Annotated in this window: 29 protein-coding genes and 1 tRNA gene; 14 read left to right on the top strand and 16 right to left on the bottom strand. The window is 71.2% G+C overall.

What is annotated here, in order from left to right; genetic code table 11:
- Position 1 precedes the first annotated feature (1 nt).
- On the bottom strand, positions 2-379 hold the full coding sequence (locus tag AB5J73_RS03455; protein ID WP_370968044.1) for a hypothetical protein: 378 nt from the start codon (positions 377-379) through the stop codon (positions 2-4).
- A 70-nt stretch (positions 380-449) separates the two neighbouring features.
- On the opposite strand from AB5J73_RS03455, the gene AB5J73_RS03450 reads away from it, so the two are divergent.
- From AB5J73_RS03450 to AB5J73_RS03440, 3 genes are all read left to right on the top strand, one after another.
- Positions 450-857, top strand: a complete 408-nt coding sequence (locus AB5J73_RS03450; RefSeq protein ID WP_290053640.1) for a M67 family metallopeptidase — start codon at positions 450-452, stop codon at positions 855-857.
- A 64-nt stretch (positions 858-921) separates the two neighbouring features.
- Entirely contained in the window at positions 922-1194 is a 273-nt protein-coding gene (locus tag AB5J73_RS03445) for a MoaD/ThiS family protein (RefSeq protein ID WP_020640924.1), read from the top strand.
- 3 nt (positions 1195-1197) lie between these two features.
- Complete coding sequence (locus AB5J73_RS03440) at positions 1198-2148, top strand: PLP-dependent cysteine synthase family protein (protein WP_370968041.1); 951 nt, start codon at positions 1198-1200, stop codon at positions 2146-2148.
- A gap of 1 nt (position 2149) precedes the next feature.
- On the opposite strand, the gene AB5J73_RS03435 is transcribed toward AB5J73_RS03440, so the two are convergent.
- A complete protein-coding gene (locus tag AB5J73_RS03435) occupies positions 2150-2998 on the bottom strand; it encodes an MBL fold metallo-hydrolase (protein WP_370968039.1) in 849 nt (282 codons plus the stop codon).
- Here AB5J73_RS03435 and AB5J73_RS03430 point away from each other — a divergent pair.
- A complete protein-coding gene (locus AB5J73_RS03430) occupies positions 2988-3704 on the top strand; it encodes an aspartate/glutamate racemase family protein (protein ID WP_370968037.1) in 717 nt (238 codons plus the stop codon). The genes AB5J73_RS03435 and AB5J73_RS03430 overlap by 11 nt on opposite strands.
- On the opposite strand, the gene AB5J73_RS03425 is transcribed toward AB5J73_RS03430, so the two are convergent.
- Positions 3662-4513: an arylamine N-acetyltransferase gene (locus AB5J73_RS03425; RefSeq protein ID WP_370968034.1), complete on the bottom strand. Its 852-nt coding sequence runs from the start codon at positions 4511-4513 to the stop codon at positions 3662-3664. The genes AB5J73_RS03430 and AB5J73_RS03425 overlap by 43 nt on opposite strands.
- A 93-nt stretch (positions 4514-4606) precedes the next feature.
- Between AB5J73_RS03425 and AB5J73_RS03420 the strand changes: the two genes are divergently transcribed.
- Genes AB5J73_RS03420 through rdgB form a run of 5 tightly spaced genes read left to right on the top strand, consistent with a single transcriptional unit; the run spans position 4607 to position 8245 of the window.
- A complete protein-coding gene (locus AB5J73_RS03420; RefSeq protein ID WP_370968032.1) occupies positions 4607-5245 on the top strand; it encodes a rhomboid family intramembrane serine protease in 639 nt (212 codons plus the stop codon).
- Positions 5242-6048, top strand: coding sequence for a glutamate racemase (gene murI, locus AB5J73_RS03415; RefSeq protein ID WP_370968030.1), 807 nt, complete (start codon positions 5242-5244; stop codon positions 6046-6048). Before AB5J73_RS03420 ends, murI begins: the two co-directional genes overlap by 4 nt.
- A 29-nt stretch (positions 6049-6077) precedes the next feature.
- Positions 6078-6845, top strand: a complete 768-nt coding sequence (locus tag AB5J73_RS03410; protein WP_370968028.1) for an MBL fold metallo-hydrolase — start codon at positions 6078-6080, stop codon at positions 6843-6845.
- A 24-nt stretch (positions 6846-6869) separates the two neighbouring features.
- Positions 6870-7646, top strand: coding sequence for a ribonuclease PH (gene rph / locus AB5J73_RS03405; RefSeq protein ID WP_125313011.1), 777 nt, complete (start codon positions 6870-6872; stop codon positions 7644-7646).
- A complete protein-coding gene (gene rdgB, locus AB5J73_RS03400) occupies positions 7643-8245 on the top strand; it encodes an RdgB/HAM1 family non-canonical purine NTP pyrophosphatase (protein ID WP_370968026.1) in 603 nt (200 codons plus the stop codon). The genes rph and rdgB overlap by 4 nt, the downstream gene beginning before the upstream one ends.
- Here the strand turns inward: rdgB and AB5J73_RS03395 are convergent.
- The 6 genes from AB5J73_RS03395 to AB5J73_RS03370 form a co-directional block, all read right to left on the bottom strand.
- Entirely contained in the window at positions 8242-11364 is a 3123-nt protein-coding gene (locus AB5J73_RS03395; RefSeq protein ID WP_370968024.1) for an NACHT domain-containing NTPase, read from the bottom strand. The genes rdgB and AB5J73_RS03395 overlap by 4 nt on opposite strands.
- A gap of 6 nt (positions 11365-11370) precedes the next feature.
- Positions 11371-11844 carry a thioredoxin-dependent thiol peroxidase gene (gene bcp, locus AB5J73_RS03390; RefSeq protein WP_370968022.1) on the bottom strand — a complete coding sequence of 158 codons (474 nt, stop codon included), beginning with the start codon at positions 11842-11844 and terminating at the stop codon, positions 11371-11373.
- A 117-nt stretch (positions 11845-11961) separates the two neighbouring features.
- Positions 11962-12507 carry a hypothetical protein gene (locus tag AB5J73_RS03385; protein ID WP_370968019.1) on the bottom strand — a complete coding sequence of 182 codons (546 nt, stop codon included), beginning with the start codon at positions 12505-12507 and terminating at the stop codon, positions 11962-11964.
- Positions 12508-12700: 193 nt separating this feature from the next.
- Positions 12701-12883 (bottom strand): hypothetical protein, encoded by a 183-nt coding sequence (locus AB5J73_RS03380; RefSeq protein WP_370968017.1) that lies wholly within the window; start codon positions 12881-12883, stop codon positions 12701-12703.
- Between the two features lie 134 nt (positions 12884-13017).
- Positions 13018-13905 (bottom strand): hypothetical protein, encoded by an 888-nt coding sequence (locus AB5J73_RS03375; protein WP_370968015.1) that lies wholly within the window; start codon positions 13903-13905, stop codon positions 13018-13020.
- Positions 13906-13955: 50 nt separating this feature from the next.
- On the bottom strand, positions 13956-14849 hold the full coding sequence (locus AB5J73_RS03370; RefSeq protein WP_370968013.1) for an AraC family transcriptional regulator N-terminal domain-containing protein: 894 nt from the start codon (positions 14847-14849) through the stop codon (positions 13956-13958).
- A gap of 116 nt (positions 14850-14965) precedes the next feature.
- Here AB5J73_RS03370 and AB5J73_RS03365 point away from each other — a divergent pair, with 116 nt between their 5' ends.
- The gene (locus AB5J73_RS03365; protein ID WP_370968011.1) at positions 14966-16048 is read left to right on the top strand and encodes an aldo/keto reductase; all 1083 of its coding nucleotides are present in this window, start codon (positions 14966-14968) and stop codon (positions 16046-16048) included.
- On the opposite strand, the gene AB5J73_RS03360 is transcribed toward AB5J73_RS03365, so the two are convergent.
- Both AB5J73_RS03360 and AB5J73_RS03355 read right to left on the bottom strand, forming a co-directional pair.
- Positions 16042-16794, bottom strand: coding sequence for an NAD(P)-binding domain-containing protein (locus AB5J73_RS03360; protein ID WP_370968009.1), 753 nt, complete (start codon positions 16792-16794; stop codon positions 16042-16044). The genes AB5J73_RS03365 and AB5J73_RS03360 overlap by 7 nt on opposite strands.
- 8 nt (positions 16795-16802) lie before the next feature.
- Entirely contained in the window at positions 16803-17720 is a 918-nt protein-coding gene (locus AB5J73_RS03355) for a helix-turn-helix domain-containing protein (RefSeq protein ID WP_370968007.1), read from the bottom strand.
- Positions 17721-17790: 70 nt separating this feature from the next.
- Here AB5J73_RS03355 and AB5J73_RS03350 point away from each other — a divergent pair, with 70 nt between their 5' ends.
- Complete coding sequence (locus AB5J73_RS03350; protein ID WP_370968005.1) at positions 17791-18738, top strand: saccharopine dehydrogenase NADP-binding domain-containing protein; 948 nt, start codon at positions 17791-17793, stop codon at positions 18736-18738.
- 166 nt (positions 18739-18904) lie between these two features.
- A complete protein-coding gene (locus AB5J73_RS03345) occupies positions 18905-19042 on the top strand; it encodes a hypothetical protein (protein WP_370968003.1) in 138 nt (45 codons plus the stop codon).
- Positions 19043-19165: 123 nt separating this feature from the next.
- Here AB5J73_RS03345 and AB5J73_RS03340 read toward each other — a convergent pair.
- Positions 19166-19239: transfer RNA gene (locus AB5J73_RS03340), tRNA-Leu, on the bottom strand.
- Between the two features lie 99 nt (positions 19240-19338).
- Here AB5J73_RS03340 and AB5J73_RS03335 point away from each other — a divergent pair.
- Positions 19339-19560, top strand: a complete 222-nt coding sequence (locus tag AB5J73_RS03335) for a DUF3618 domain-containing protein (protein WP_086864478.1) — start codon at positions 19339-19341, stop codon at positions 19558-19560.
- A 3-nt stretch (positions 19561-19563) separates the two neighbouring features.
- Here the strand turns inward: AB5J73_RS03335 and AB5J73_RS03330 are convergent, their stop codons facing one another.
- Positions 19564-19983: a hypothetical protein gene (locus tag AB5J73_RS03330; protein WP_370972903.1), complete on the bottom strand. Its 420-nt coding sequence runs from the start codon at positions 19981-19983 to the stop codon at positions 19564-19566.
- A 205-nt stretch (positions 19984-20188) separates the two neighbouring features.
- Positions 20189-20788: a TetR/AcrR family transcriptional regulator gene (locus AB5J73_RS03325; RefSeq protein WP_370968001.1), complete on the bottom strand. Its 600-nt coding sequence runs from the start codon at positions 20786-20788 to the stop codon at positions 20189-20191.
- A gap of 73 nt (positions 20789-20861) precedes the next feature.
- Between AB5J73_RS03325 and AB5J73_RS03320 the strand changes: the two genes are divergently transcribed.
- The gene (locus tag AB5J73_RS03320) at positions 20862-22319 is read left to right on the top strand and encodes a flavin-containing monooxygenase (RefSeq protein WP_370967999.1); all 1458 of its coding nucleotides are present in this window, start codon (positions 20862-20864) and stop codon (positions 22317-22319) included.
- 63 nt (positions 22320-22382) lie between these two features.
- Here the strand turns inward: AB5J73_RS03320 and AB5J73_RS03315 are convergent, their stop codons facing one another.
- Positions 22383-22853 (bottom strand): helix-turn-helix domain-containing protein, encoded by a 471-nt coding sequence (locus AB5J73_RS03315; protein WP_370967997.1) that lies wholly within the window; start codon positions 22851-22853, stop codon positions 22383-22385.
- A 182-nt stretch (positions 22854-23035) separates the two neighbouring features.
- Complete coding sequence (locus AB5J73_RS03310; RefSeq protein ID WP_370972901.1) at positions 23036-24457, bottom strand: LCP family protein; 1422 nt, start codon at positions 24455-24457, stop codon at positions 23036-23038.
- Between the last annotated feature and the right edge of the window lie 180 nt (positions 24458-24637).

Below are 24637 nucleotides of genomic sequence, written 5' to 3'. Positions count from 1 at the left end.
GTCACAGGTCGGGCAGCGGGTCCGGCGGCAGGTCGTGGGCGCCTTCCAGGTTGGCCGCGCGGACGGCGCTGACGTACTCCTCGTCGATCTCCAGGTGCAGTTCGGCGACGGTGAGCACCGGGCCGAGCGACGGGTGGACCTCGACCGGGCCGATCTCGGTGCGCCGGGGCAGCCGGTCGTAGACGGCCTTCGGCGTGTAGCGCCGGAAGCGGCCGCCGTAGAGGACGGTGATGCTGCGGTCGGTGACCACGACGAAGAAGGCGGCGCGGGTGCGGACGCCGTTGACGTACAGCGAGATCCCGGGGATGAGGTACTGGATCCGCTCGCCGTCCCGGAGGAACTTCCGGCAGCGCTCGCGGGCGATCGAGGGCATCGGCATGCCCCAGTGTGCTCCTGAGCACAGCATCTCAAGATATGGATCGCTTGTGTCCACGACCTAAGATGTCGATGTGCTCCGGATTCGCCGTGAACTCGTCGACGAGATCGTCGCCCACGCCCGCCGTGACCACCCCGACGAGGCGTGCGGGGTGATCGCCGGGCCCGAGGGGTCCGACTCGCCCGAGCGGTTCATCCCCATGCTGAACGCGGCCCGCTCGCCGACGTTCTACGAATTCGACTCCGCCGACCTGCTGAAGCTCTACCGCGAGCTGGACGCGAACGACGAGGCGCCGGTCGTCATCTACCACTCGCACACCGCGACCGAGGCGTACCCGTCGCGGACCGACGCGAACATCGCGGCCGAGCCCGGCGCGCACTACGTGCTCGTCTCCACCCGCGACCCCGAAGTGCACGAGTTCCGGTCGTACCGGATCGTGGACGCCGAGATCACCGAGGAGCCGGTCGAGATCATCGACTGACGACCGGAATAAAGCGCCGCGCCGAGTGCGTCTGCGTCTAGGAAACCACCGGAGGTAAGAACCCATGGCCGTGACCGTCTCCATCCCGACGATCCTGCGCACCCACACCGGCGGCGAGAAGTCCGTCGAGGCCAAGGGCGCGACCGTGCTCGAGATCATCGACGACGTCGAGTCCCGGCACGCCGGCATCAAGGCGCGCCTGGTCAAGGAGGAGAAGCTGCACCGCTTCATCAACGTCTACGTCAACGACGAGGACGTGCGCTTCTCCGGTGGCCTCGAGGCCGAGGTCAAGGACGGCGACACCCTGACCATCCTCCCCGCCGTGGCCGGTGGCTGATCGATGGCTCGCTTCGAGTCACTGCTCGACGCGCTCGGCGGCACCCCGCTGGTCGGGCTGCCCCGGCTCTCGCCGACGCACGACGTGCGCCTGTGGGCGAAGCTGGAGGACCGCAACCCGACCGGCTCGATCAAGGACCGCCCCGCGCTGGCCATGATCGAAGCCGCCGAGCGCGAAGGCAAGCTCCGGCGCGGCTCCACGATCCTGGAGCCGACGTCGGGCAACACCGGCATCGCGCTGGCCATGGCCGCCAAGCTCAAGGGCTACGGGCTGGTCTGCGTCATGCCGGAGAACACCTCGACCGAGCGCAAGCAGCTACTGCAGGCGTATGGCGCGCGGATCGTCTTCTCGCCGGCGGCGGGTGGCTCGAACGAGGCCGTCCGGCGGGCGAAGGAACTGGCCGAGGCCAACCCGGACTGGGTGATGCTCTACCAGTACGGCAACCCGGCCAACGCCGACGCGCACTACCGCGGCACCGGCCCGGAGCTGCTCAAGGACCTGCCGACGCTGACGCACTTCGTCGGCGGCCTCGGCACGACCGGCACGCTGGTCGGCGTCGGGCGGTACCTGCACGAGGCCAAGCCGGACGTCCAGATCATCGCGGCCGAGCCGCGCTACGGCGAGCTGGTGTACGGCCTGCGCAACCTCGACGAGGGGTTCGTGCCGGAGCTGTACGACCCCAGCGTGCTGAACGGGCGGTACTCGGTCGGCGCGTACGACGCGCTCCGGCGCACGCGTGAGCTGCTGGAGCACGAAGGCATCTTCGCGGGCATCTCGACGGGCGCGGTGCTGCACGCGGCGCTTGCCGTCGCCGAGAAGGCCGCGGCTCGCGGCGAGGTGGCCGACGTCGCCTTCGTCGTGGCCGACGCCGGGTGGAAGTACCTGTCGACGGGTGCGTACGCCGGTTCGCTCGACGAAGCGGCGGAGCGGCTCGACGGGCAGCTCTGGGCCTGAGCTACTCGGCTGTCCAGAGTTCGGGCAGGGCGAGGCCGACGCCGTCGGCCTCGGCCAGCCGCTCGAAGGTGGCCATCGTCGTGTCGAGGTCGTCGAAGACCTTCGGCAGGAGCTTGAGCGGCTTGCTCAGCGGCCGCCAGAAGGCGTCCCAGTGCACCGGCCGGACGGTCCGGGCGCCGACCGCGCCGACGGTCTCCCGCCAGTACTCTTCCCGCCACTCCTCGGTCTTCTTCCCGGCCGCGCCGATGCCGAGGTAGGCCAGGTCCGCGGGGTGCCCGGCGAGGGCGCCGGGCACGAAGTTCGCCGACGCGTGGACCAGGACGGTGCCGGCCTCGTGGGCGATGTGGAACGAGTAGCAGCGCCCGGTCTTGAACGCTTTGGCCTTCGCCGGCAACCGGACCGGCTCGGTGATCTCGCCGGGCACCCGGTCGCCGTCGCTGTGGCGGGTGTCGACGGGGGTCACGGTGAACGCGCCGAACTCCACGGGCTTGCCGGGGACCAGCTCTTCGAACGGCTCGGCCGCCAGGTCGTAGCCCTCCTGGACCTTCCGCGTCGACGGCGAGCCGGCCAGCGTCGCGCCGGTCAGCTTCGCGACCACCGGTGCGTCCAGTGCGTGGTCGACGTGCGAGTGCGAGACCAGGACGGCGTCCAGCGCCGTGACGCCGAGCCGGCGCAGGCACTCGTCGATCCGGCCGCGGTCCGGGGCCACCCGGGTGGCCAGCTTCAGCGGTGACGGCCGCGAGAAGAAGCCGTCGACCAGTACGGCCGACGCACCGTCGGTGACCAGCACGTTCGAAACCCCGGCGAACGCCGTGCGCAGTTCGGGCATGCTGTCCAGCATGAAGGTCATCGGGCTGCTCGGCGGGATGAGCTGGGAATCTTCGAGCGAGTACTACCGGCTTGTGAACGAACGGGTGAAAGCCGTCCTCGGCGGTTTCCACTCGGCGCACACCGTGCTCTACTCCGTCGACTTCGCCGCCGTCGAGCGCATGCAGGCCGACGGCCGCTGGGACGACGCCGGCGCCGAGCTGAACCGCGCCGCCAAGGCCCTCGAGGCGGCCGGTGCCGACTTCGTCGTGCTCTGCACCAACACCATGCACAAGGTCGCCGACCGGCTCGAGGACGGCCTCGGCATCCCGCTGCTGCACCTCGGCGACGCCACCGCGTCGGCCGTGAAGGCCGCCGGGATCCACCGGGTCGGCCTGCTCGGCACCGGGTTCACCATGGGACAGCCCTTCTACCGCGACCGCCTCGCCGCGCACGGCCTCGACGTGCTGGTGCCGCCGCTCGACGACCGCGAGCTCGTGCACCGGGTGATCTACGACGAGCTGGTGCTCGGGGTCGTCGAGCCCGCCTCCCGCGAGGCCTATCGCGGGGTGATCGCGCGGCTCGTCGAAGCCGGTGCCGAGGGCGTCATCTACGGCTGCACGGAGATCGAGCTGCTGGTCGGCCCGGAAGACGCGCCGGTGCCGACCTTCCCCACGACCCGCCTGCACGCCGAAGCGGCGGTGGACTACGCGCTGGGCACCACCTCGCTGCCCGTGCCGCCGACGTGAGCCTCGTGCTGGGCGGCGCACTGCCGCCACAGCCGCTCGCGCTCGGCGTCCGTGAACAGCGACGCCCGGATGCCGAACACGTCACCGGCGGCCGCCCACCAGTCGCCGGGTGACTCGATCAGCTCCTTGGCGCCGTGGCGGTCCAGCGTCAGCGCGCGCAGGGTGTCGACGCCCGCCGCGTCCCGCCGCAGCAGCGCGCAGACCCGCACGAAGCCGGACTCCGGCGCGCTCGACAGCCAGGCGTGCTTCTCCTCGAAGTCGGCCATCACCGCGACGCCGGGCGCGAAATCCATGCCGGTGAAGCTGCCCGAGGGGTCGTGCTCGAACCGCCAGCCGCCCGGCGCCACTTCAGACGGCCGCACCCGGTAGGTGTGCGGGCCCTGCACGTAGGTGCCTTCCCGGAGGGGGAGCGGCTCGTGCGGGCCGTCGCCCAGCCCGGCGTCGGCCAGCCACGCCGTGTCCAGGGCGTCCGGCAACCCGGTGACGGTCAGCGCCAGGTGGTTCCGGTCGATGTTCGGCGCGTCCGCCGCGCTGCCCTGCACCCCGCCGATGTGCCGCGTCACCTGGTAGCCGAGCGCGTGCAGCAACGCCGAAAAAGCGCCGTTGAGGTGGTAGCAGTACCCACCGCGGCCCTGCAGGATCCGCGCCAGCGAGGCCGGCGGGTCGAGCGGGGTCGGCCGCCCGAGCTGGACCTCCAGCGCTTCGTAGGGCACGCGTTCGACGTGCGCCGCGTGCAGCCGCTTCAGGGCGGCAAGGCTCGGCGGCTCGGGATCGAGGCCGAGCCGCGCGAGGTAACCGGTGACGTCCATGCCGCGCACGCTAGCGGGAGGCACCGACAAAACCGCCGGATCAGGGATTTCACCCGAGGCGGAGCCGCCCGACCCGGACGTAGCCTCGAAAACGTGAGCACACCGATCCCCGCCCCGGAAACCGACGCCGCCAAGCGCGTGCTGCCGCCGCGACCGAAGGCGGCCGCGCTCGTCGCGTTGTCGTTCACCCTGCTGCTCTACCTGGTCGAGCTGGTGGACGTGATCCTGCCCGGCGACCTGGACCAGGGCGGCATCCACTCCCGGGAGCTCTCCGGGCTGGACGGCGTGCTGTTCGCGCCGGTGCTGCACGCCGGCTGGTCGCACCTGTTCGCGAACACCGTGCCCGTGCTGCTGTTCTCGTTCCTCGCGATGGCCGCCGGGATCGGCCGGTTCGCCCTGGTCACGGCCATCATCTGGGTGGTGTCCGGGCTCGGCGTGTGGCTGATCGGGCCGGCGAACGCGGTCACCGTCGGCGCGTCCGGGCTGGCCTTCGGCTGGCTCGCCTACCTGCTGGTGCGCGGCATCTTCAACCGCGCGGCCGGCCAGATCCTCGTCGCCGTAGTCCTGCTGGGCGTGTGGAGCGGAATGCTGGCCGGGCTGCTGCCGGGCAACCCCGGTGTCTCCTGGCAGGGCCACGTCTTCGGCGCGCTCGCCGGCGTTCTCGCCGCGTGGCTGACCAGCCGCCGGTCGCGCAAGGCCGTCCCGGCGGCAGCAGGTAGCCTCGACGCGTGACGTCTCCGCCCGCTGATGCCCCGGTCGGCGTGTTCGATTCCGGCGTCGGCGGGCTGACGGTCGCGAGGGCGATCCTCGAGCAGCTCCCCGCCGAGCAGCTCCGCTACGTCGGCGACACGGCGCACAACCCCTACGGCCCGCTCCCGATCGCCACCGCGCGCAGCTACGCGCTCGCGGCGCTCGACGAACTCGTCGAGAGCGGCGTGAAGGCCTTGGTGATCGCCTGCAACACGGCGTCCGCCGCCTGCCTGCGCGACGCCCGCGAGCGCTACGACGTCCCCGTGATCGAGGTCGTGCTGCCCGCCGCGCGCCGCGCCGTCGTCGCGACGCACACCGGCCGTGTCGGCGTCATCGGCACCGAGGGCACCGTGCGGTCGCGGGCCTACGAGGACGCGTTCGCCGCGGCGCCCGCCATCACGCTCACCAGCGTCGCGTGCCCGCGGTTCGTGGACTTCGTCGAGCGCGGCATCACCTCCGGCCGCCAGGTGCTCGGGCTCGCGCAGGGCTACCTGCAGCCGCTGCTCGACGCGCAGGTCGACACGCTCGTGCTCGGCTGCACGCACTACCCGCTGCTGCAGGGCGTGCTGCAGATCGTGATGGGCCAGGAGGTCACGCTGGTGAGCAGCGCCGAGGAGACCGCGAAGGACCTCGTCCGCGTGCTCACCGAACTCGATCTGCTGACCACCCGGGACACCCCGCCGCAGCACGAGTTCGTGGCCACCGGTTCGGCCGAGCCGTTCGCCCGGCTCGCCCAGCGGTTCATGGGCTTCGCGCCGGGTGTCCTCGCTCCCACCACCGCGTGATCGGCGCGGCGGGCGCTTAGGGTGTCGAAGTGCGACTGACCATCCTCGGGTGCTCTGGCAGCATCCCCGGGCCGAACGCGGCCGCGTCCGGATACCTGGTCGAGGCCGAGGGCTTCCTGCTCGGCCTCGAACTCGGCAACGGCACGCTGGCGCAGCTGCAGGCCGTGGCCGACCCGTTCGACCTCGACGCGCTCGTGCTCACGCACCTGCACCCCGACCACTGCGCCGACGTCAGCGCACTCACCGTCCTGCGGCGCTACCACCCGGCTCCGCCGTACCCCGCCCGGCCGCGCCTGCTGCCGCTGTACGCGCCACCGGACGCGCCCACGCGGCTGGCGAACGCGTACGCGCCCAACGAGACCGAGCGGGCCAGCACGGACCTCTCCGACGTCTACGACTTCCGGCCGCTGCGGCCCGAGCCGTTCCGGATCGGGCCGTTCGACGTCGTCGCGGTCGAGGTCGATCACCCGACCCCGGCGTACGGCCTCCGGATCTCCTACGGCGGCCGGATACTGGCGTTCACCGGCGACACCGGCCCGTGCGCGGCGCTGAACGAGCTCGCCGACGGCGTCGACCTGCTGCTCGCGGAGGCGTCCTGGACGGATTCGGCGGAGCGGCCGGCGGGCGTGCACCTGTCCGGCAAGCAGGCCGGCGAACTGGCGCGCGACGCCGGAGTCGGCCGGCTGCTCCTGACGCACATCGCGCCGTGGACCGACGCGGGCGCGGTTCTCGCGGAGGCGTCGGCCGAGTTCGCCGGGGCCGAGGTCGTCAAGCAGGGTGCCGTCTACGACGTGTGAGCGGTGCGGTCTTAGAGTGCTCCCGTGGCTCGAAAAGATGGCAGGAACGACGACCAGCTCCGTGACATCAAGATCACCCGGGGGTTCCAGCAGTGGCCGGCGGGTTCGGTCCTGATCGAATTCGGCAACACGCGGGTGCTGTGCGCGGCGAGCGTCACCGAAGGCGTGCCGCGCTGGCGGGCCGGCTCCGGCCTCGGCTGGGTGACGGCCGAGTACGCGATGCTGCCGTCCGCGACCAACACCCGCGGTGACCGCGAGTCGGTGAAGGGCCGGATCGGCGGCCGCACGCACGAGATTTCGCGGCTGATCGGCCGTTCGCTGCGCGCCTGCATCGACCTGGCGGCGCTGGGCGAGAACACGATCGTCATCGACTGCGACGTCATCCAGGCCGACGGCGGCACCCGCACGGCGGCGGTGACCGGCGGTTACGTCGCACTGGCGGACGCGATCACGTGGCTGGGCGCGGCGAACCGCCTCAACGACCCGCAGCCGCTGTCGTCCTCGGTGGCCGCGGTGAGCGTCGGCGTGGTGGACGGCCGGGTGCGGCTGGACCTGCCGTACGAAGAGGACTCGCGCGCCGAGGTCGACATGAACGTGGTGGCGACGGACGCGGGGACGTTGATCGAGGTCCAGGGGACCGGTGAGGGGGCCACCTTCGCGCGGTCCACTTTGGACAAGATGCTCGACATCGCGCTGGCGGGGTGCGCGGAGCTGACCCGGCTGCAGAACGAGGCGCTGGCGCTGCCGTACCCCGGTGAGCTGCCGGAGCCGCGGCCGGACAAGAAGAAGGGGTCGAAGTGACCAAGCTGCTCCTGGCTACCCGGAACGCCAAGAAGCTGGGTGAGCTTCGGCGGATCCTCGAGGCTGAAGGGATTTCGGGGATCGAGGTGCTCGGTCTCGCTGATGTGCCTGAGTTTCCCGAGGCGCCCGAGACGGCTCCGGATTTCGAGGGCAATGCTGTGGCGAAGGCCCGGGATGCGGTGGCGGCAACGGGGTTGCCTGCTATCGCCGATGACTCGGGGCTCGCTGTCGACGCGTTGAACGGGATGCCTGGGGTGTTGTCGGCCCGGTGGTCGGGTCGTCACGGGGACGATGAGGCGAACCTGGATTTGGTTCTGGGGCAGCTGAACGACGTGCCGGACGAGCGCCGCGGAGCCCAGTTCGTTTGTGCGGCGGCGTTGGTGCTGGCGTCGGGCGAGGAGACGGTCGTTCGCGGTGAGTGGCGCGGGTCGCTCGTGCGCTCGCGGCGGGGGGCGAACGGGTTCGGGTACGACCCGATCTTCCAGCCTGATGGGGAGTCCCGGACGTCGGCGGAGATGGAGCCGGCGGAGAAGGACGCGCTTTCGCACCGGGGGCGGGCTTTGCGGGCTCTGCTGCCGGCGTTGCGGGAACTGGCTTAGATCAGTTTGACGCCGGGGCCGAGCTTCTCCGTACCGAGGAGCTCGGTCTCGGTGGCTTTGACGGTTATTTCGAGATCGGCCAAGGGACTCAGGTCGAGGGGCGCGGGCAGGTAAGAGAGGGTTAGCGTGCGCAACGGCAGGGTGGCGAGCGGGCCCAGGCCGCTGATCTCCACGCCCGACAGGTAGAGATCGGTCAAACGGGGGAAACAGCGGGCGACCGCGTCGCCGGCCAGCGAGTTTTCCGTCAAGTCGCTCTGGCGGTAGAAGCCGATGTGGGTGGGCTTGGCAAGGGGAGCGGAGGAGGAGAGCGTTTTCGTCTGGATTCCCTTGAGGCCGAGCGCTTCGAGATTGCCGAGTGAGCTCAGCGGATCGAGACTCTCTACTCGCTGCAGGGCGCCGAGGCCCAGGTATTCGACACCGGCCAGCTCGCTGAATTCATCGAGATCCGGCCAGGGGTGGTTGTTGAAGAGAGTCAGTATCTCCAATCGTTCGAGACTGCGCAGGCTTCGGATGTCGGTGAAGCTGTGGGCGAAGTACATCGAGACCTCGGTGAGTCCCGGATGTCCGCTGAGCGGGCTGAGATCGACGGGAACCTCGTGCTGGCTCAAGTCGAATGCGATTTGAGTCAAGGCCGGCAACGCGGCGAGCGTACTGAGGTCGGTCGGAGTGTCCGAACCGCGAAAGCTCAGGCTCAGCTCGGTCAGGTGACCCAGGTGGCGGACGTGTGGCAGGAGCCGCGCGGTTTCGAGTTCGATCGCGCCGTTCGCCAGCGGCGAGTCGGCCATGACCTCGACTGCGAACCGCTCGGGGTCGAAGTACTGCCAGGCTTGGGTCAGCTGCTTCTGCACCGCTGAGCGAGAGTCGCGGGCGTACTCGCGGAGGAGCGCCAGCGCATCCGCCCCCGCGGTGAGTGCCGCGGCTCGGACCGTCGCTGCCGCCACCGCGTCCGAGAGCCCGTCGAGCGACTCCGGCAGGTACCGCAGCACCCGGTGCCCGATCGAAGCCAGCGACTGCGTCTCCCGCAGACTCCGCGGCGGCACCAGCTGCTCCCGGATCACCGCCTCCACCCGCGCGATGACGTCCGGGGAAGCGTTGCTCACCGTCTCCAAGCACGCCGCCGCCAAAAGACGCAAGTGCCGCGCGTGCCGAGGCTCCTCATCCGCCCGGTCCAGAATCCCGGTCAACAACGTCCCGACCTGGTGGTGCTTCCCGTGGCCGCAGGCCATCACGAACGTCTCCCACCACGTGTCCAGGTGGGCCTTCGCGATCAACGTCTCCAGGTGGTCCTGTTCGGTGGCTTCGTTGGCGGCCAAGCACTCCTGGAACGTCCGGTGCACGAAATCGACCCGGTCCCGCACCGGCTCACGCAGCACGCCGCTGCGTTCCAGCAGGTGGTCCAGCACTTCGGAAGGCGTGTGGTCCACGTGCGGCAGCGAAGGCAGCCGGCGGGCCACGTGGGACAGCACCCGGTCCTTCGGCAGCTCCACCTTCGACGCCAGCGAAAGCCGCCAAGCCAGGTCGCCCAGCAGGACTTCCTTCTGTGCCTCCGTCAGCAACACGCCGATGTGCCTCTCCGCATCGCGCAGGTGCAGCAGCATCGACAACGCCTTGCGGTACAGGTCCATCCGGTCGCGCGGCAGCTCCGACCGGTGCGCCAGGTTCAGCGCGCACAACATCGCGCACAGCAACGGGCTCGCGGCCAACGTCCGCAGATGGGGCCGGCTGTCGAGCTGGTTGAGCAGCCGGCGCTGGACCGCGGGGACGTCGGTGCCCGGGCGGACCGTGCCGCCGGCCTCTGCCGCCTTGTGCCAGCGGGTGACCAGGGCCTGGATGTCATCCGCGCTCATCGGTTCCAGCAGGACGCAGCCGAAACCCTCCTGGACCAGCCAGCGCTGGTCGGCCGCCGCCGTCCGGGAGGTCACCACGATCAGGGTGTCCGGGAACGCCGACGACAGCTTGCGCAGCCACGACTTCACCTCGCGGCGGTGGCTGGTGCCCACTTCGTCGACGCCGTCGACCAGGACCATCGCCCGTCCGGAAGCCAGCACCCGGCGGGCCCAGCCGTCCGGTGGGGCCTGCATCGGGGCGATGTGCGCGAGGAACTCCTCCGGCCGCGGCAACGGCTTCGCGGCGAAGCTGCGCAGGCGGATCGGGAACGGGACGCGGCCGTTCCAGCCTTCGAGCTTGCCGGTGAACCGGCCGCGGGCCGCCGTCACCGCCAGCCAGTCCAGCAGCGTCGTCTTGCCCGAGCCGGCCTCGCCGCGCACCAGGACGCGGGTGGTGCCGCTCAACGCCGTCTCGACGCGCACGTTCGCGCTGCCCGCCCGGCTCTGGCGCTTCTCGAACCACAGCTCGTCCGTGCGCCGGTCCGCCCGGCGCGGCTCGCCCTCCGGCGAGACGCTCAAGCTCAGGTAGGCGACCGTCAACGGCAGGGCCGGCTGGTCGTCCGTGGTCAGGCCGAGCAGTTCCAGCCGGTCGAGGTCGCGGGCGAGCAGGCGCAGGTACGCCGCTTCGAACTCGGCGTCGTGGTCGACGCCTTCGGGTGCCGCGAGGCTGGTCTTCGGCACCCGGGCCAGCAACTCGTCGAGCTGGTCACTTTGCCGGCTGAGGCGACTGAGCACCTCGGCCAGCGCGCGGGGCTGGAACGACGGCAGGTGGCGGACCACCTGCACGAGGTGGCGGCACGCCTGGTCCAGCGCCAGTTCGTACAGCGCCGCGGCCTGCGGGGCGAGGAGGCGGTCACGCGGCAGGTCGCCGCGGAGCTTCCTGGCCAGGTGCTCGGGATCCGCGTCGACCGCCAGGAAGGCTTCGTCGGACAGGTCCGCGCCGGTCAGAGCGTCTTCGACGGCCAAGAAGGCGGCATCGATCTCGTTCTGCGGGAGCGTCGCGAAGCGGTCGGCGAGGACCTCCTCCAGCTGCTCGGCCACCTGCGTGCCGATCGTCTGGACGAGGTTCTCCAGCTTGCGCCGCTCCAACGGGCCCTTCAGCTCACCGGCGGCCAGATCGACCAGTTCGGCGGAGCGATCGAAGCTCGCTTTCCGCCGCCGCAGCCACGACTTCGCCGCGGCCGAGGCGATCCGGCCGCCCAGCTTGAGTGCCGGCCCCTCCAGGCTCGTCAACGCGCGTCAGGCAGCGAGGCCGAGGTCGCGGATCAGCTTCGCCACGTGGCCCGCCGCGCGGACGTTGTACCAGGCGTGCGCGATCTTGCCCTCCGGGTCGACCACGAACGTCGACCGGATCACGCCCAGGTACGTCTTCCCGTAGTTCTTCTTCTCGCCGTACGCGGCCCACGCCTCGATGACCGACTTCTCCGGGTCGCCCAGGATCGGGAACGTCAGCTTCTCGTTCTCCGCGAACTTCGCCAGCTTCGCCTGCGTGTCCGGGGAAATGCCGATCACGCGGTAGCCGGCGTCGTTCAGCTCGGCCAGGTTGTCGCGGAAGTCGCAGGCCTGCTTCGTGCAGCCCGGGGTGCTCGCCGCCGGGTAGAAGTAGACGACCACGGACTGGCCGCGGAAGTCGCGCAGGGAAACGTCCTTGCCCTCGCTGTCGGGCAGGGTGAAGTCCGGGGCTTCGTCACCCGGGGAAAGACGCTCGGTCATGGGCCGAGCCTACTGTGCCGATTGTTCCCGATCCGACCGGCAGCCACGGCGGAACAGGTGGCGGTGAGCGGGTTGGCTCCGGTTCGTGTCCGCCTGCTTTCGGGCCGGATCGGAACGTCAGGCGGGACCGCAGTAGGTGACCGCGGCGGGTTCGGTCGCGCTCGGACGGATCTGCAGGCGCAGCTGCGCCTGCTCGCGCTGGACCGCGAACGCCAGCGTGATGTGCACCGAGCGGCCCGGCAGCACGTCCTTGCCCGCGTCGGTGATGCCGGTGAAGCCCTGCGTCGTGTCCACGACCTGCTTGACCGCGGTGCCCGACGCCGTCGCGGTGATCGTGAGGCCCGACAGCTTGTACGTCGTCGCGCCCTCGTTCGTCAGCTCGATGTCGAACGCCGCGCCGCGCGGGCTCTGCGGGTACGCCGACGAACTGGGCCGGAACGACTTCGGGGAGCCGACCGAGATGGTGAGACCGCTGGCGAACCGGTGGTCGGCGCCGAACTTCAGGTCGTTGCCCGCCTGCGAGGCCGAGGCCCCGGCACCCGCCGGGGAGCCGGCGGCGCCCAGCGCCGCGGTACCGCCTTGCGTCGAAGGGACCCCGCACGCCACCGCCAGGCCGAGCAGTCCTGAGGTGAACATGATCTTGCACGTGCGCGCGAGCGCCATCGCGGGTACTCCAGTCGGCGGGTCGGGGGTGCCGTTCGGCAACGGGGGATTGCCGGGCGAACCCGCTCCACTCTGGCCGTGATCGCTCGTGGTTACGAGGCGCGACGGGGGGTTGTCGCGCACCTGGTGCCACCCCGTGGCCAATCCGTGACCGGAACGGCACCGCTCGTGACAATCACTGCCCACATGCCACTTAAACGGCGAGCGCGAACAACAGGATGAAGATCGCCACGCCGGCCACCCATGCAGCCATCAGCCAGCCGAAATCCCGGATCGGGTCGACTGCGCGGCTCTCTTCGCCGGGCACGTAGACGCCGCGCTCCTCGAACCAGTCCGCCCAGCGGGCGAACCAGCCCCACAGGTTGCGCGACGACATGCCCCACCTCCGGCCCGAGTACCTGGAGTCACAGTACGGGTTCGGTCGTGGCCACCGAAAGGCATGTAACCGCTTACCGCCCGTGACCCGACATGCCACGGCCGAGTGAACCCCGTCGTCGCTGGTGTAGATCTTCAGGCGACGCCGTTGCGCTGGAGCACCGACACCGCGCGGACGGTCGCGTAGCCCCGCCATTCGAGCTCCGCGGCGGGCGAATAGCTCGCGAAATCCACCCGCCAGCCGCCGTCGTCGCGCTGTTCGCCGGCGAGCCGCCGCAGTTCGTTTTCGATGACGCCTTCCTTGAACAACGCGCGTGCCGGGCGGTCCGGCAGTGGCGCGAAGTCCAGCGCGCGCAGGGTTTCGCCGTCGGAACCGCCGGCCACCGGGGCCAAGCCGTCGGGCGGGACGAACGCGGCCAGGTGGTCCAGCAGCCCGGGCGCCTCCGCGTGGAGGTCGTGGGCCGCGTCCGCGAACTGCACCGCGAACGACAGCTCGATCGCGTGCGGCGCCGCGGAAAGCTCGCGGATGGCGCGGAAGCAGTACCGCGTCGCGGCCGCCAGCCACGGGTGCTCGCGCACCGCGCGGTCGTGGCGGGCGACGCGCAGGGCGACGCCGGCGGTGAACGCGGTGCTCTGCAGGGTGGCGACCGCCGGATCGGCCTGCGCCCAGAACGGCGCGCAGCCCGCCGGGTCCGCGACGGGCACGGCGAAGGGCAGGCCGCCGTCGGGCAGCGAGACCGACGCGAGCCAGTCGCAGAGCTTCGCCGCGTGCGGTGACGTGCCGGGTGCGATGTCTTCGAAGACCTCGAAGGCGTGCAGCGCGCCGCCGGGCTGGCTCTCCGGCGCCCGCAGGTCCGGCTCCAGACCCCAGCCGTAGCCGCCGTCGGGGTTGCGGTACCCGTCGACGGCCGCGAGCACGGCCCCGGCATCGGCCTGGCCGCCGAGCAGCTCGAAGCGGCGGCGATCGAGGAGACGGGCGTGCGTCGCCATGAACGACGCCGCCGCGGGAAGGTTCACAGGCATGGGGCCAGCGTCGCACCCGCCGGGGGTGGCGGTCTTGAACGGATCGGCTCTCAGGGCAGCTGGGGTCCCGCGGGGGCGGCGGCCTCCCGGAGCCGGGCCGCGTCCTGGCCCGGTGGGGCGCCGAACAGGCGGCGGTACTCGCGGTTGAACTGGGACGGGCTGTCGTAGCCGACGAGGTGGCCCACGCCCGCGACGTCGCCCGCGTCCGCCAGCAGCAGGGAACGGGCCTCCTGGAGGCGGATGCGCTTCTGGAACTGCAGCGGGCTCATCGCCGTGACCGCGCGGAAGTGGCGGTGGAACGCCGATGCGCTCAGGTCGCTCAGGCGGGCGAGCTCCTCGATCCGCATCGGCTCGGCGTAGTTGGCCCTGATCCACCGGATCGCCCGGCTGACGTGGGACAGGCCGCTGTCGGCCAGGCCGATCTGGCGCACCAGCGCACCGTGCGGGCCGGTCAGGAGGCGCCAGAGGATCTCGCGCTCGATCAGCGGGGCGAGCACCGGCGCGTCGGCCGGGTGGTCGAGCAGCCGCAGCAGCCTCAGCGCCGCGTCGAGCAGCTCGGGACTCGCGTCGCCGGTCGCGATCGGGGACGGCGGCAGCGTGCGGGACGAGCGGCCGGGCGGGGCCTCCAGCAGCAGCGGGGCGATCGCCGCCGGGCGCAGGGTCAGGCCGAGGCCGAGCGCCGGGGTCCGCAGGGTCGCGCCGACGAAGTGGCCGGTGACCGGCAGGTCGGTGCTGACCAGCAGGTACTGCCCGGCGCGGTACTCGTGGACGCGGTCGCCGAGCAGCAGCCGCTTGCCGCACTGGGCCATGACGACGAACAGCGGCTCGGCGAGGGAGTGGTGCGGCTCGCTCGTGTCCACTTTGGACAGCAGGAGGCCGGGTACCGGCGTGCGCAGGCCCTCGCGGGCGTGGGTGGCGACGAGGTCCCGGATCTCGGTGAGCACCCCTCCAGGAAACCCAAGTCGAGAGGATCGTGCAAGGGCGTGCGGGCATCGAGCTACCGAACAGCACGTTAACGCGGTTTCCTGGGTTGACCGATACGACACGCAAGGAGAGTTTCGTGCCACTCGACCACTACGTCACCCTCGGCCGGTCCGGCCTCCGCGTCAGCCCGTTCGCCCTCGGCGCGATGACCTTCGGCGAAGACCCCGGCGGCGCCGGCTGCAGCGTCGAAGAGTCCGAAAAGATCCTCGCCACCTACCTCGACCTCGGCGGCAACTTCGTCGACACGGCGAACTTCTACACCAACGGCCACTCCGAGAAGATCCTCGGCGACTTCTTCGCCGCGCACCCCGGCCGCCGCGAGCACGTCGTGCTGGCGTCGAAGTTCTTCGGCAACATGTTCCCCGGCGACCCCAACGGCGGCGGCGCCGGCCGCGCGTCGATCACCGCCCAGCTCGACGAGTCGCTCCGGCGGCTGCGGACCGATCACCTCGACCTGTACTGGCTGCACAACTGGGACCGCCACACCCCGATCGAAGAGACCATGCGGGCCCTCGACGACCTGGTGCGCGCGGGCAAGATCCGGTACGTCGGCTTCTCCAACACCCCGGCGTGGGTGACCGCGCAGGCCCAGACCACGGCGCTGCTGCGGGGCTGGACGCCGCTCATCGCGCTGCAGGTCGAGTACTCGCTGCTGGCGCGGACGGTCGAAGGCGAGCTCGCGCCGTTCGCGCGCGACCAGGGCATCGCGCTGACGCCGTGGAGCCCGCTCAAGAACGGCTTCCTGTCGGGCAAGTACCGGCGCGGCGCCGACGTCGCCGACTCGGCCCGCGCGGCCTACGTCGGCGGTCCGTCCGAAGCGGAGTTCGCCGTCATCGACGCCGTCGCCGGGATCGCCGGTGAGCTCGGGACGACGTCGGCGGCGGTGGCGCTGGCGTGGCTGCTGGCCCGGCGCGGCACGGTCGTCCCGATCGTCGGCGCCCGGCGGCTGGAGCACCTCACCGGCAACCTCGCGGCCCTGGAAGTGACGCTCTCCGCGGCGCAGCTCGCGACGCTGGACGAGGTTTCGGCGCCCACTTTGGACTACCCGGCCCCGATGCACGGCGCCCAGCGGGCGATGCTGCAGTTCGCCGGCGCGACGGTCGACGGCGAACCGTCCACTGTGTACCCGCCGTTGCTGCAGAGCGACGTGCGCTACTGACCCCGCACGCGGGCGAGGACGGCGTCGAGGCTCCGGCGCACCCGCTCGGGGTCCCGCACCGCGGACCGGAACTGCTCGTTGATCCCGCCGGGCGTCTCGTGCTTGCGGGCCAGTTCGCCGAGGGTGCCGTCGAACCCGGCCAGGGTGCGGCCGAGTTCGCCGAAGACGTGCGCGAGGTACCCGTCGGCGTCCTCGGGCGCGACGCCGTGCTCGGCCATCCAGCCCGCGATCGTCGCGAGCTGGTCCAGGTGCGCGGCGAAGGTCGCGGTGGCGGCGCTGAACGTGGCCAGCGTCGGTTCGTCCGCGGGGACGACGACGTCGCCGACGCTCTCGAACAGGGCACGGGCGACGGCGTCGTCCGGGTACATCGCGGTGCGGCTGGCACGGCGGCTCGCCGTCGGCAGCGGGATGGACCGGACGACCCGACCGGCCGGGGCGGCCAGCTCGCGCAGCTCGTCGAGCGCGACGGCGGCGACCGCGCTCACCACGACGTGCTCCGGCCGGAAAGCCAGCTCCGCCAGCACTTCCCGGACGATCTGCGGGCGCACCGCGACGACGACGGCCGTGGCGCTGTCGAGCACTTCCTGGTTGCTGCCGCAGACGCGCACGTTCGGGAAGCGGGTGGCGAGGTCGTGCGCGATCTTCTCGTTGCGCGGGGAAAGGAAGACCTCAGGTGCGTCCGAGCCGAGACCTTCGACGATGGCGGCGGTGAGCTCGCCGGTGCCCACGAACCCGTACGACTGCATGCCGAACCCTAACCGCGGAACGTGCGGCGGTAGGTGTCCGGGGGCACGCCGACCGCGCGGTTGAAGTGGCGGCGCAACGTCGTGGCGGTGCCCATGCCGACCGCCTCCGCGATGGCCTCGACGCCGTTGTCGGTGTTCTCCAGCAGCTCCTGCGCGCGCCGGATCCGCTGGGTGAGCAGCCACTGCAACGGTGTCGTGCCGGTCGCGGCCCGGAAGTGGCGGCCGAGGTGGCGGGAGCTCATGTTCGCCTGGCGGGCCAGGTCCTCGACGGTCAGCGGCCGGTCGAGGCGGGCGGTGATCCACGGGAGCAGTGCCGAGAGGGGGTGGTCGTCCCGCGTCGGGACCGGCGCGGCGACGAACTGGGCCTGGCCGCCGGCGCGGTGCGGCGGCACGACCAGGCGCCGGGCGACCGCGTTGGCGACCGACGGGCCGTGGTCGGCGCGCACCAGGTGCAGGCAGAGGTCCATCGCGGCGGCCTTGCCCGCGGAGGTCAGCACCTGGCCGTTGTCGACGTAGAGCACGTCCGGGTCCACGGTCACCCGCGGGTAGCGGGCGGCGAGGACGTCGGTGTGCGCCCAGTGCGTGGTCGCGCGCAGCCCGTCCAGCAGGCCGGCGGCGGCCAGCACGAACGCGCCGGTGCAGAGCGACGCCACCCGCGCACCCCGCGCGTGGGCCGCGCGCACCGCTTCGACGAGGCCGGCGGGCGGGGCCGCGTCGACGTCGGCCCACCCCGGCACGAGCACCGTGTCCGCCCGCGCCAGCCGGTCCAGGCCGTCGTCGGGTTCCAGCAAGAACCGGCCGACCCGCACGGGCTCGCCGCCGCAGACCGCGAAGTCGTACCGCGGGTTCTCGCCGAACACCTCGGTGGCGATGGTCAGCTCGAATGACAGCATCCCGTCGGTGGCGGCGAGTGCGACAGCGTGCATGTCCGAAAGTGTACGCATCACGTCGTTCCGGACACTGTCGCCCGCGAAGGAGCGTCGCGAGGATTGCTGCATGACTTCGGTACTGGTTTACGGCGCTTACGGACTCACCGGCCGCTTCGTTGTGGCCGAGCTGCGCGAACGCGGCTTCACCCCGGTCCTTTCCGGTCGCGACGCGGCGAAGCTTCCGGGCGGGCGGCCCGCCGCGGTCGACGACCCCGAGGCCCTCGACCGCGCGCTCGACGGCGTCGCGGCGGTGATCAACTGCGCCGGCCCGTTCGCCGCGACGGCGCTCCCGCTGGCCGCGGCGGCGATCCGCGCCGGCGTCCCGTACGTGGACGTCGCCGCGGAGATCGAAGCCAACCTCGACACCTTCGCGCTGACGGCGGACACCGTGGTGCTGCCCGCGATGGCGTTCTTCGGCGGCTTGGCCGACCTGCTGGCCACGGCGGCGATGGGCGGCTGGCCGTCGGCGGACGAGGTGCACGTCGCCTACGGGCTGAGCGGCTGGCACCCGACGCCGGGAACCCTCGCGGCCGGCCGGGTCTCCCGCGAACGCCGCGGCGGCAAGCGCGTCCGCTTCGCGGGCGGCCGGCTGGAGCACCGCGAGGACGCCCTGCCGTCGCTGGAGTGGACCTTCCCCGAGCCGCTGGGCACCCGGCCGGTGCTCGGCGAGTTCTCGATGTCCGACATCGTGACGATCCCGCGGCACCTGGACGTCCCGTCGGTGACGTCGTACATGACGGTGGACGCGGCCCAGGGCCTGGCCGCGGCGGCGGAGCGCGATGCGGCGGAGACGTTCGTGGTGGACGTCCGGGTGCGGCGTGGCGGCGAGGAACGCCGGGCCGTCGCGCACGGGCAGGACATCTACGCGGTCAGCGCGCCGCTCGCGGTGGAGGCGGTGGAACGGATCCTCACCGGGCGGACGCGGGTGAAGGGCGTGGCGTCGGCGGGGGAGATCTTCGACGCGCCGGACTTCCTGCGCGCGCTGGCGCCGCACATCACCGTCGAACTCAGCTGAGCGAGCGGTAGTCACCGGGGGTACTCGCGCCGGAAGGTTCCTGCGGAACTTCGACGAAGACGAGTGGGTCTTCGCGAAGGCGCTTCGCGAGACCGGCGAGCTGTTCGCGGGGAGCGGCGACAGCCTGATCGGCTTCGCCGACACGCGCGATGCGTGGGTCGACCGCATGCCGCACCTGTTCGAGCTGGTGCGTGTGGGCGTGTTCGCCCCGGTGACCGACGACTTCCGGCAGCTGACGGGAAAGCCACCCCGCACGCTGTCGGCGTACGCCGAGGAGAACTGGCGACCGACGTCGCGAACGTGACCACGGCAGGGGGTCCGGGGGCGAAGCCCGCCGGGCGGGGCCCGGGGGTCGCACCCCCGGAAGACACGACGAGCGAGTCCGGCGAAGGCGCAAAGCGCCGAGCAGGACTCGCTCACGAGCGAGTGGGCCCGGAGAGACTCGAACTCTCACTGGCATGGACCTAAACCATGTGCCTCTGCCAATTGGGCTACGGGCCCCCAGCACTCGGAAGCGTAGCGTGCGGCGTGGCCCGTGCGGAGGCGGTGGGGCGGTCGACTAAGTTGGGGCGCGGAAGACCCATTCGGCGAGGAGGACACGTGGCTCGCGACCCCGAGACGATCGAGCGTGAGATCGAGCAGGCCAGGACCGCTCTGGCGGCGACGCTCGACCAGCTCACCGTCAAGGCCGACCCCAAGAAGCTCGCCGACGCGGCCAAGGACGGCGTGCGCGCCAAGCTGGACAACCCGAAGGTGAAGTACCCGCTGATCGGTGGCGGGATCCTCGTGCTCGTCCTGCTGGTGCGCAAGCTCCTCAAGTAGCGCTCAGGCCTGTTTGGCCGGCGCCTTGCTCTCCGCGGCGGGCGCCGGCTCGGCGGCGGGGGCCTTGCGGTCCTCGACGGCCTTCGGGAGCTGCTTGCTCGGCGGCAGCTGCGGCTTCTTGTCCGCGGCCTCCGTGCTCTGCTGCTTAGGCACGCTGCCGGGCGGCGGGACCTCGAGCGGCGGGAGCTTGGGGAGCGTCAGCCGCGCGGTCATGTAGGCGCTGGTGAAGTCCAGTGCGCTGCCGTTGAGCAGGTGCACCACCGTCGCCTTGCCGTCGCCGAGCTCCTCGACCAGCTGGTCCGCCCGGTCGCGTGCGGCGATGATGCCCGGTGCCCTGGCGGTCAGCTCCTTGCCGCGGCCGCTGACCGTGATCTTCCAGTCGGCGTCCTCTTGGACGTACGTCGCCGTGATCGCTTCCACCATCTGCCTCACGCCCCTCTCCTCCACCACCATGCTTTACACAACCGTGACGCGGCTACCGCATTCCCATGACGCGGTACTCGCGCCCCCTCTCGGCTGCGAAAAGTCCAGCACACTTTCTACCGTGTCCTCGATACCGTAGAGCAACTCTGTGTCACAGGACACGACAGCAGTGAGTAACGACCGAATGGCCTAATGCACTTGCAGGTTACCGTGCACGGTGCTGCAGGCCGCTCCACAGCACGTCCATGGCGTATTCGGTGGCCGTCGCGGGGTCCACTTCCTCGTGCTTTTCGCACCAGATCGCGAGCCGTTCGCACGCTCCGACCACGAATTCCGCGGCCGCTTCGGCCCGCAGCTCGTCGCCGCTGTCGAAGTAGCCGCTCATCAGGGCGGCGATCAGGTCGGTCTGCTGGCGGCGGGTCTCCTCGACCTCGTCCGCGGCCGGGGTGCCGATCAGTGCCATCTCGTGGCGCAGCAGTGACCACGCCTGGCGCCGCTCCCGGATGAAGACGAAGAACGCCAGCAGGCCGCGGCGCAGCGCGTCCTCGGCCGTCGTCGCGCCGACCGTCGCCTGCTCGGTGACCTCGCGCAGCACCGCCCGCGACTGCCGGATGCAGGCCAGCAGCAGGCCTTCCTTCGAGTTGAAGTACTCGTAGAGCATCGGCTTGGAGACGCCCACCAGTTCCGCGATCTCGTCCATCGACGCCGCCGTGTAGCCGCGGGCCGCGAAGACCTCTTCGGCGACCTCGATCATCTGTCGCATCCGCTCGGCCCGGGGCATGCGCTTGCGCTTCGCGGTCGTCATGGGCAACACTCTACCGGCAGTAACCTACTCTGAGTAAGATGGACGACCGGTAACAGGTACAGGGAGGCGCGCCATGGGCAACCGCACGGAGACCGGGGTCGTCATCGTCGGGACCGGCTTCTCCGGTCTCGGCATGGCGATCCAGCTGCGCAAGGAGGGGCGCGACGACTTCGTCATCCTCGAAAAGGCGCACGACGTCGGCGGGACCTGGCGCGACAACAGCTACCCCGGGTGCGCCTGCGACATCCCGTCGCACATGTACTCGTTCTCCTTCGAGCAGAACCCGGGCTGGTCACGGGCCTACTCGCCGCAGCCGGAGATCTGGCGCTACATGCGCGAGGTCGCCGACAAGCACGACCTGCGTCGCTTCATCCGGTTCGGCCAGGAGATGACCGGCGCCCGCTGGGACGCAGACGAGAACCGCTGGCACGTCGCCACGAGGGGCGGCGACGAGTTCGTGGGGAACGCCCTGGTCGCCGGGGTCGGTGCGCTGCACCTGCCGATGGTCCCGGACCTGCCGGGCATCGAGAAGTTCGAGGGTCCGGCCTACCACTCCGCGCAGTGGCGCCACGACGTCGACCTCGCGGGCAAGAAGGTCGCCGTGATCGGCACCGGCGCCAGCGCGGTCCAGTTCGTGCCGAAGATCGCGCCCGAGGTAGCCGAGCTGACGCTGTTCCAGCGGACGCCGCCGTGGATCATGCCCAAGGCCGACCACGAGATGTCCGGGCGCACCCGCGCGCTGTTCAAGGCGTTCCCGCCGGCCCAGCGCGCCTACCGGAACCTGCTGTACTGGCTGCTCGAAGCGCGGGCGATCGGCTTCAACGGCCAGTCGTGGGTGATGAAGCTGGGGCAGCGGCTGGCCAAGCGCAACATCGACCGCGCGATCAGCGACCCGGCGCTGCGGCGCAAGGTCACCCCGGACTACACCATGGGCTGCAAGCGCGTGCTCATCTCCAACGACTACTACCCGGCGCTGGCGCGGGACAACGTCGACGTCGTGACCGACGGCGTCCGGGAGGTCCGCGAACGCGGCGTCGTCGACGCGGCCGGGGTCGAGCACGAAGCCGACGTCATCGTCTACGGCACCGGCTTCCACGTCACCGACGCCTTCGACGACCTGGAGATCGTCGGCCGCGACGGGCGCAACCTCGGCAAGGAGTGGGCGACCGAGGGGATGCGGACGCACCTCGGGATCACCGTCAGCGGCTTCCCGAACCTGTTCTTCCTGCTCGGGCCGAACACCGGCCTCGGGCACAACTCGGTCGTGTTCATGATCGAGGCCCAGATCTCCTACGTCGCGGAGGCGCTGCGGCTGGCCCGCGGGAAGGCCATCGAGCCGAAGCCGGAGGTGCAGGAGCGGTTCAACACCGCGATCCAGCGCAAGCTGGCGAAGGGCATCTGGACCCGCGGCGGCTGCAAGAGCTGGTACCTCGACGCCAAGGGCGTGAACCGGACGATCTGGCCCGGCTTCACCTGGCGCTACTGGCTGGACACGCGGAAGGTGCGGCGCGAGGACTTCCGGGTCGGCTGATGCGTCATGAGGGGCACCCCCGTGGCCGTCGAAGCCATCAGGGTGCCCCTCATGACGCGGGGACTAGCGGGAGACGTAGCGGCGGAGGCGGGCGATCAGTTCGACGGTCGGCAGCTCGCAGAGCTCGGCCATGCGCTCCAGCGCGGGGAGGTCGAGCGCCACCTCGGCGGCGCCGTGGTCGCCGGACTGCCGCAGCCGGTCCTCGGCCCAGCGGCGCAGCGGGAGCAGCTCGGCGGACTCGTCGGCGACGACCTTGCGCAGGTCGACGCGGACCCGGCCGGGCTCGTCGACGAACACCCGCCGGTGCACCTTGGCCAGCAGGTCCTGGGGCAGCTCGTCCATCGCGACGCACAGCTCGACCAGGCGCACGACGGAGCACTGTCTCGTGCCCAGCTCGTAAGTGGCCAGCGTCTGCAGCGAAATCTCGCTCTGCAGGTGCTGGTTGAGCTCCTTGCGCGTCCACCCTCGGCTGCGCCGGAGCTTGCGGAGCTCGTCCCCGAGGATCCGCTGGTACTCCTCACCGTCGATCAGCACATCAATTTCCCCTGCCGTGCGCTCCCGCGGCACCCGTACGGTGGTGACAACTTTCCCGTGCAGGTGCACCCTCACGTGTATGTAAGTGCGCAGGAGCCCGGCCCTTACGCGAATTCGGGCATGTCTTTGATACCGATTGCGCGAGTTAGGCCGAACGGGTTAACGGAGTCCCGGCGACCGGGTCAGTTGACGCAGGGAACGCCCTCGGCCGTGATCGGCTTGTCCTCGTCGGCCGGCGGCGCGGCGGCCTGGGACGGCGCGCTCGACGAGGCACCGGCCCCGGCGCCCGAGCTCGCGTCCGACGTCGTGCCCTCGTAGTCGGCGCCGAGGAAGACCGTCACGTGGCCGGCCTGGACGCTCTTGTCCTCCTGGATCGTCGGCGAGCCGCCCAGCGCGTCCGCGACGGCCTGGCCCTTGTCCTTGCCGCCCTTCGGCACCCAGATGACCGTCGTCTTGCGCGAGGTCGCGTTCGCCGTGTCGCCGGAGGTGAAGCCCTTGCCTTCGAGGGTCTTGGCGACGCTCGCGGCCAGGCCGGTCTTGCCGGAGGCGTTGCGGACGTCGACCGTGGTCGCCTTGTTCGCCGGGTCGGCCTGCTGCGCCGGCGGCGCGGTCTGGCCCGGCTGCGGCCCGGCGAGGCTCTGGACGAACTGCTTCACCTCGGCCGGGTCGACCTGGATGGCCGTGCCGTCTTCGGGGGTCTTGTACTCGATGTTCTTCACCGGGATGGTGCGGAACTCGAGCTGGCCGCCGGTCAGGCCCTTCATCTGCTGGGCGAACCCGAAGATGTCCCAGTTCTGGTTGAGCACGACCGACTTCTTGATGGCGTCGATCAGATCGCTGAGCTTGCCGGGATTGGTCAGCGTGCCCGCCGACAGCACCTTGCGGGCCATGCCCGCCATGAACACCTGCTGCCGGACGACCCGGTCGAGGTCGCCGTTGGGCAGGCCGTGGCGCTGCCGGACGAACTCGAGCGCCTGCACACCGGAGATCGTGTGCTGGCCCTTGGTGAAGTCGGCGCCGGAGTACTGGTCCTTGACGTTGTCGTTGAGGCAGACGTCGACGCCGCCGATGGCCTTCGTGATGTCGCTGAAGCCGAGCAGGTTGACCGCGGCGTAGTTGTCGATGGTGGACCCGGTGAGCTTCTCGATGGTCTCGATGAGCTCCTTCGCCCCGGCCTGGTTGGCCTTGACGTCGAGCTCCTTCGGGTCGGTGACGCCCTGCTTCTGCAGGTCCTTGCGGGCCTGCAGCATCGCGCGGGCGTACGCGGAGTTGATCTTGTGCTTGCCGTAGCCGGGGATGTCGACGTAGGAGTCGCGCGGCAGCGACATCGCGACGGCCTTGCTGCCGTCGTTCGGGATGTGCACGAAGATCAGCGAGTCGGTGTTGAGCTCGCCGTCGGAGTCGCCGGCGCGCAGCTCGTCGAGCACCTCGCGCGACAGCGGGTTGCCCTGGGCGTCGGTGCGGCTGTCGAGGCCGACCAGCAGGATGTCGCGGGCGCCGTCGGCCGGCTTGTCGCCCCCGCCGCCGTCGCTGATCACGTTCGCGTAGTTCAGCCCGTTGACCAGGCCCTGCATGGCGGCCCACGCGTACCCGGTCAGGCCCATCACCAGCAGCGACACCACGGCCAGCGCGATCTTCGCGCCGCGGAACGAGTTGCGGCGGCCCCGCGCGACCGGGCGCGGCTGGGGGCGGCGCGGCGGCGGCGCGGCACGGCGGGCGTCCACGGGCTCGCGGCGGGGCGCCGGGCGGCGGGACGGCGGTGGGGTGCGCCGGCCTGGCTCGTC

Origin of the sequence: Amycolatopsis sp. cg9, from assembly GCF_041346945.1 — a bacterium.
Lineage (GTDB): Bacteria > Actinomycetota > Actinomycetes > Mycobacteriales > Pseudonocardiaceae > Amycolatopsis.
This window is presented reverse-complemented; position numbering and strand designations above follow the sequence as displayed.